Source organism: Nostoc flagelliforme FACHB-838 (assembly GCF_014698065.1).
GTDB lineage: Bacteria > Cyanobacteriota > Cyanobacteriia > Cyanobacteriales > Nostocaceae > Nostoc > Nostoc flagelliforme_B.
The window spans coordinates 1-6,108 of sequence record NZ_JACJSI010000348.1; the positions used below are offsets into that span (position 1 = coordinate 1).

The window sequence follows — 6,108 nt, forward strand, 5'->3', positions numbered from 1 at the left end:
AGAGTTCACTGCTCATCCGCGCACCCATCTCAACAGATGTCCTCCAGACTACCGGGAAATGGTGCTAATAATGTTTGAGGATTCGTACAATTGCCGTATTCCTTTCTCCTCAAAGCATTAATTCTTCTTGTCATCCTCAAATGAGCGAACCGACAGTATTTAGGTCGTGTTTTAAAAATAGAATTCCAACTACAACAAGGTGAATATGATCCCCTAGAAGATGATCTATTATTCCAAGACCAGATAGACTTAGCTTTTATTTGTGGATTGCCACTAATTCGCTATAGTCAAATAGTTTCAAATCAATTGCAGACTTTAGTTGCGCCAGTAATGCAATCATCACGATATAGCAACTGCCCTGTTTACTATGCAGATGTTATTGTCAATGCTAATAGTAATATCAAAAAGTTTACAGATTTAGCAGGAAAAATATTTTGTTATAATGATCTGGGTTCTAATAGTGGTTATAATTTACTTTCTCATAAATTAGTTCAAGAAAAACATCCTGAAAATTTCTTTGGCAAAACGCTACAATCAGGTTCACATCAGCGTTCAATTCGCTGGGTAGTTGAGGGATTGGTAGATTGTGCAGCGATTGATAGTGTGGTGCTAGAACAGGAATTAAAGGATTTTCCTGAATTATCACAGCATTTGCGTGTGGTGGAAGTGTTGGGGCCTTCTCCGATGCCACCATTGGTAGTAGCACAGCGTCTAGGTATATCTTTAATTCAGCAAATGCAGTTGGCATTACTGCAACCAGATGCAGAGTTACAAAAAGTGATGAAACAGTTCGGAGTCAGACGTTTTGCCGCAGTGAGATTGGAAGATTATCAGATATTAAATCAGATTTACAGCGCTCGCCTCCGTGCCATCGTTTAAAAACAGAAAAGCTCACAAAAAATAGCAAAGACGCAAAGAGAAAGATTGAGTTTTTGGGCAGAAAATATATGCTTGATTGCGATCGCAATTATAATCTGTAGCAGTTTTCCTCATGCCTTACTTAACAAAAGGCTTTGCTAAATCGCGGTATACAAGTTATAAATTTCATCTATCAAACTCTTACTCTCTGCGCCATCCTGCGGGTTCTGCCTTAGCGGTACTGCGTCTAGTGAGTGAGATAATATATCATCCCATTAATCAGAAACGCCGGATAAAAGATAGATTTCACATCAAGCAGTAATACCATAATTCCAACTCTGCTGTTGTGCCGACAATACCGCATCTTGATAAACTTGCCCAAACAATACTCGCTGTGCATGACTCCCTCCAATCTCATGCAAGCGTGGTAAAACAGGTTTCAGTTCTGCAACAGTCGTGTTGAAATCGCCTTTGGCATGAGCTACCATTCCTCTAGCTGCGGGAATTGCTACCTCTACCCAACTCCGTCGCAGGAAAGGATTAATACTCAAAGTGTGATACTGCATACTCTGAAGCATTTGGTTCACCCAATCATGGTGTCCGGCTTTGGCAAGGGCATAGACATAATGCAAATCCTGAAATGGTAATGCGTGTTCATCAATCCGGCTGTAAAGATAAGGACTGATGTTTTGCCAACGGTTCTCCACATCTACACCGCGCAATTCTAGGCGTAATAATAATGAAATTGCTCCTACTTGGTCTTTAGGAGATTGTTTGTTAGCACGCTCCCAAATATGCGTATCGTAGAGTTTGAGAACTTTTTGGTAGTTTTCTAACTGCAAATAATATAGTGCAATGTGCCACCAGTTATGAGTGTAGAGCATGGAGTTGCAGTTTTCCCAGGTATCTGCAAAACTTTCCATCCAAGCTATCCCCTCCTCAACTCTTCCCTGAGTTTCCATGACATGAGCGATCGCATGATGCGCCCAAGGATCATATCTATTCAATGCGATCGCTTGACGAGCTATCTTTTCTGCTGCTTTGAGTTGGTGACATTGTTCTAATCCAAAGGCTACCATGCCATATAAATAATGTTGTTGAGGATTGCTAGGTAAAACCTTCTGGGCAATTTCCAGTAATTTTTCTTTATTTCCTGTATAAAAATAGTGATACTGCCCCTGCTGCACAGATATTAAATCACGGGGAAATTGATTAGCAATCTCTTCATGAGTGGCGATCGCTACATCAATTTCTTGATTTGCCCAAGCTAAAATAGCTTGCACATATAACTTTTCTCTGGCAGTAACCTTGGTCGAATACTGTTGTGCATTTTGCAGATGTGGTAGAGCTACCTGCCAAGCTTTGCGATTTTCTTGGGTGAGATAATAAGCAGCCGCATAAGCATGAGCTAATGCACAAGTAGGATCTGCTGCAATTGCTTGTAAAACTGCTGTTTCTGCATCTTTACCATAACCAAGCATCTGATCGATAAAACGGTTAATGGCTGCTTTCGCATTGGCTGAATCTGTTGTAACTACTAGTCCTTGTGCATCTTTAAGCATGATTAATTCTTTGCAGCAAGATTTGTGAAGCAAACTGCAAACTACGGTAAATCTATAGGAATAATGTAATTACGAGTATGTCATAGCTACCGCAAAACCGCAAGCATCAAACTACTAAAACTCTACCGACTAACAGTAATTAGTTTTGTAAAGGTATTGCTTTGCTTAACTGACTGTGCGATAGTCTAAAAGTGAATTAAATAATACGGTAAATTGGTAAGATTACCGTAATTAAAGACCAGGAAATATTGCAGCTACTTTGACTATAGATATCATGCAGCTACTTTGGTTTATTCCAACTTACGGTGAAGGGCGCTATCTTGGTACTGCCATAGGCGGGCGGGCAGTCAACTTTGATTACTGGCGGCAGATTGCCCAAGCAGTAGATCATTTAGGTTTTGCAGGGGCATTACTACCTACAGGCCGTTCATGTGAAGATGCCTGGGTTTTGGCATCAACTTTGGTGACACACACCAAGCGGATGAAGTTTTTGGTGGCTATTCGTCCGGGGTTGATGTCGCCGGGAGTAGCAGCACGAATGGCAGCAACCTTTGATCGCATTTCTGGTGGAAGGTTGTTGATTAACGTCGTCACCGGTGGCGATCCAGTGGAATTGGCGGGAGATGGATTGCATCTTTCTCATGACGATCGCTACAGATTAACAGATGAATTTTTGGCAGTGTGGCGAGAGATTGCAGCTGGAGAAACTGCCGACTTCCAGGGAAATCATCTGAATATCCAAAGTGGTAAGCTATTATTTCCCACAATCCAGAAACCTCATCCGCCTCTGTGGTTTGGAGGTTCTTCTCCGATTGCTCAAGAAATTGCAGCCAAACACGTAGATGTATATTTAACTTGGGGCGAACCACCAGAACAAGTTGCCCAAAAGATTGCCTCTGTACGTCAGTTAGCAGCAGCCCAAGGGAGAACATTACGTTTTGGGATTCGTCTCCACGTGATTGTGCGAGAGACAGAAAGCCAAGCCTGGGATGCAGCTAACAATTTGATTCGCTACGTAGATGAAGATGCGATCGCCAAAACGCAACAAGCCTACGCCCGCATGGATTCCGAAGGACAACGCCGGATGAAAGAATTACACAACGGCTCTCGTGAAGCCTTAGAAATTAGCCCGAATTTATGGGCAGGAATCGGTTTAGTCCGTGGTGGTGCTGGCACAGCCTTAGTAGGCGATCCCGATACCGTTGCTCAGAGAATGCGGGAATATCAAGAAATAGGTATCGATACCTTTATCTTCTCTGGTTATCCTCATTTAGAAGAAGCATATCGAGTAGCAGAATTACTTTTCCCTCGTTTACCCCTAGAAAATCAGCCAACACTAGAACCGCAACTATTGAGTCCCTTTGGCGAGGTTGTAGCCAACCAAGAATTCCCCAAACAGCAAATCGCCACCGTAGATTAAAAAACACTCCGCGCACCTCTGCGCTTCCCTTTGCGTACCTCTGCGTTTAAAATCCCAAAAGGTTTAACTTACCATGACAAATATATTAGCGATCGCCGGCAGTCCCTCCCACCCTTCCAGAACCTACGCTATTTTGGAATACGCTGCTCAAATTCTGTCACAGCAAAAAAATTTACCCACAAATATCATCTCTGTGCGTGATTTACCAGCCGAAGACTTAGCTTATGGACGTTACGATAGTGCCGCATTACAACAGCCAAAAGCACTGCTAGAAAAAGCAAGCGGTGTAATTATTGCAACTCCCATTTATAAAGCAGCGTACACAGGTGTACTCAAAGCATTTCTAGATTTATTACCCCAGAAAGCTTTGGCTGGCAAAGTTGTGCTACCTATAGCTACAGGTGGAACCATAGCACATTTATTATCAGTAGAGTATGCCTTAAAACCTGTGCTATCAGAACTAGGCGCACGGCATATACTGAGTACAGTATACGCAGTCGATAAGCAAATTCAAATCCAGTCAAATGGTAGCGTGCAACTTGATGAAGAAATAGACCAAAGATTGCAAGATGTCCTCAAAGAGTTTGCTCTAGCGGTGAATCATTCCCAGAATGCTGCCAAAGAATTTGTCCATGCTGGCTAGTTAATCAGAGTTATCCTTACTCCTTTCCTACCAGCAGCTGGGTGATTTCCATCCATCTGCTATTTTTTATAAAATACGGAGACACAATTCATGGATATTCGGTTTGCGTACTGGATTCCCAATGTCAGTGGGGGATTGGTAGTTAGTAAAATTCCTCAACGCACTGATTGGACTTTCGATTACAATCTGCAACGGGCTCAAGCAGCAGAAGCAGTAGGTTTTGACTACGCATTAGCACAAGCTCGGTTTATTGCCAGTTATGGGGCTGAGTATCAACTAGAAGCACTCACAACAGTAGCGGGGTTAGCAACCCAAACACAACGGCTGAAACTGATTGCCGCAGTACATCCCGGCTTGTGGCATCCTGGTGTTGTTGCTAAAATCGGAGCCACTATTGACTTTAGTTCCCACGGGCGTTTTTGTCTAAATGTAGTGAGTGGCTGGTTTAAAGATGAATTTCTGATCTATGGTGAACCTTGGCTGGATCATGATGAACGTTACCGTCGTTCAGAAGAATTTATTCGAGTTCTCAAAGGAATGTGGACAGAAGATGAATTCCACTTCAAGGGTGACTTTTATCGGATTAATGGTGGCTGGGTAAAACCAAAACCAATTTCCCAACCTCATCCAGAAATTTTCCAAGGTGGTAACTCGAAAGCTGCTCGAAGTATGGCATCCCGTGTTTCTGATTGGTATTTTATGAATGGCAATACGGTAGAAGGAGTGCGAGAACAAATTAAAGAAGTTTCAGCCTTAGCACGTCAAGAAAGGCGGAAAGTCAAGTTTGGACTGAATGCTTTTGCAATTGTGCGAGATACAGAAGCCGAAGCACACAAAGTTTTAGCAGAAATTATTGCCCAAGCCGATGTAGAAGCAGTTCATGGGTTTGGAGAAGCGGTAAAACAGGCTGGTGCTGCTACTCGTGAACGCCAAGGAATGTGGGCTAATTCAGATTTCTCTGATTTAGTACAGTACAACGATGGTTTCAAAACCGGATTGATTGGCACAGCAGAACAGGTGGCAGACCGAATTCGCCAATACTACGAAGTAGGCGTAGATTTGGTTTTGCTAGGATTTCTCCACTATACCGATGACTTACCTGCATTTGGTCGGACAGTTATTCCATTGGTGCATCAGATAGAAGCTCGGCGTTCATCTGAAGAATTACTAGCTGTGTGATCTAAGGATGTAAATATATGACAAATGTAGTAGAAAGTAAAGCTCATGTCATTACCAGTGATGTAGAAGTGATCGCGATCGCTCAAGAACTGGCAGTAGAATTTGTTAAACAAGACTCAGAACGCGATCAAGAGCGACGTTTACCTACCCAAGAAGTCCACCAATTTTCTCAAAGTGGGCTGTGGGGAATTACTGTTCCCCAAGAGTACGGCGGAGCGTTTGTCTCAAATGTGACCCTTGCAGAAGTAGTCAAGATTATTTCCGAAGCCGACTCTAAACCTCGTCTAGGTTGAGACCCGTAGTTTTTCCTCATCAGGTTTGAGATGAGTTGTCACCCACAAACGATCTGCTACTGTATTGGGAGAGGCATTAATTTGTTGTTGAAATACTGAAACCTGTTCAATTAGGTCAGACTGACGCTCATAGCAAGTATGATATGTAACATC

Annotated in this window: 6 protein-coding genes and 1 pseudogene; 6 read left to right on the forward strand and 1 reads right to left on the reverse strand. The window is 42.7% G+C overall.

Annotation, left to right across the window (positions count from 1 at the left end; translation table 11 throughout):
* Positions 1-165: 165 nt before the first annotated feature.
* Both H6G97_RS43265 and H6G97_RS43270 read left to right on the forward strand, forming a co-directional pair.
* Positions 166-879 (forward strand): annotated as a pseudogene (locus tag H6G97_RS43265) (phosphate/phosphite/phosphonate ABC transporter substrate-binding protein); the annotation flags it as partial.
* Between the two features lie 112 nt (positions 880-991).
* Positions 992-1,180, forward strand: coding sequence for a hypothetical protein (locus H6G97_RS43270; RefSeq protein ID WP_190946673.1), 189 nt, complete (start codon positions 992-994; stop codon positions 1,178-1,180).
* On the opposite strand, the gene H6G97_RS43275 is transcribed toward H6G97_RS43270, so the two are convergent.
* The gene (locus tag H6G97_RS43275) at positions 1,170-2,420 is read right to left on the reverse strand and encodes a tetratricopeptide repeat protein (RefSeq protein ID WP_190946674.1); all 1,251 of its coding nucleotides are present in this window, start codon (positions 2,418-2,420) and stop codon (positions 1,170-1,172) included. The genes H6G97_RS43270 and H6G97_RS43275 overlap by 11 nt on opposite strands.
* Before the next feature lie 274 nt (positions 2,421-2,694).
* Here H6G97_RS43275 and ssuD point away from each other — a divergent pair, with 274 nt between their 5' ends.
* The 4 genes from ssuD to H6G97_RS43295 all read left to right on the forward strand — a co-directional run bounded on the left by ssuD (position 2,695) and on the right by H6G97_RS43295 (position 5,955).
* Positions 2,695-3,840: an FMNH2-dependent alkanesulfonate monooxygenase gene (gene ssuD / locus H6G97_RS43280; RefSeq protein WP_190946679.1), complete on the forward strand. Its 1,146-nt coding sequence runs from the start codon at positions 2,695-2,697 to the stop codon at positions 3,838-3,840.
* 73 nt (positions 3,841-3,913) lie between these two features.
* Positions 3,914-4,483 (forward strand): NADPH-dependent FMN reductase, encoded by a 570-nt coding sequence (gene ssuE / locus H6G97_RS43285; RefSeq protein WP_190946675.1) that lies wholly within the window; start codon positions 3,914-3,916, stop codon positions 4,481-4,483.
* Positions 4,484-4,573: 90 nt separating this feature from the next.
* Entirely contained in the window at positions 4,574-5,662 is a 1,089-nt protein-coding gene (gene sfnG, locus H6G97_RS43290) for a dimethylsulfone monooxygenase SfnG (protein ID WP_190946676.1), read from the forward strand.
* 17 nt (positions 5,663-5,679) lie between these two features.
* Positions 5,680-5,955 carry an acyl-CoA dehydrogenase family protein gene (locus tag H6G97_RS43295; RefSeq protein ID WP_190946677.1) on the forward strand — a complete coding sequence of 92 codons (276 nt, stop codon included), beginning with the start codon at positions 5,680-5,682 and terminating at the stop codon, positions 5,953-5,955.
* Positions 5,956-6,108 lie beyond the last annotated feature (153 nt).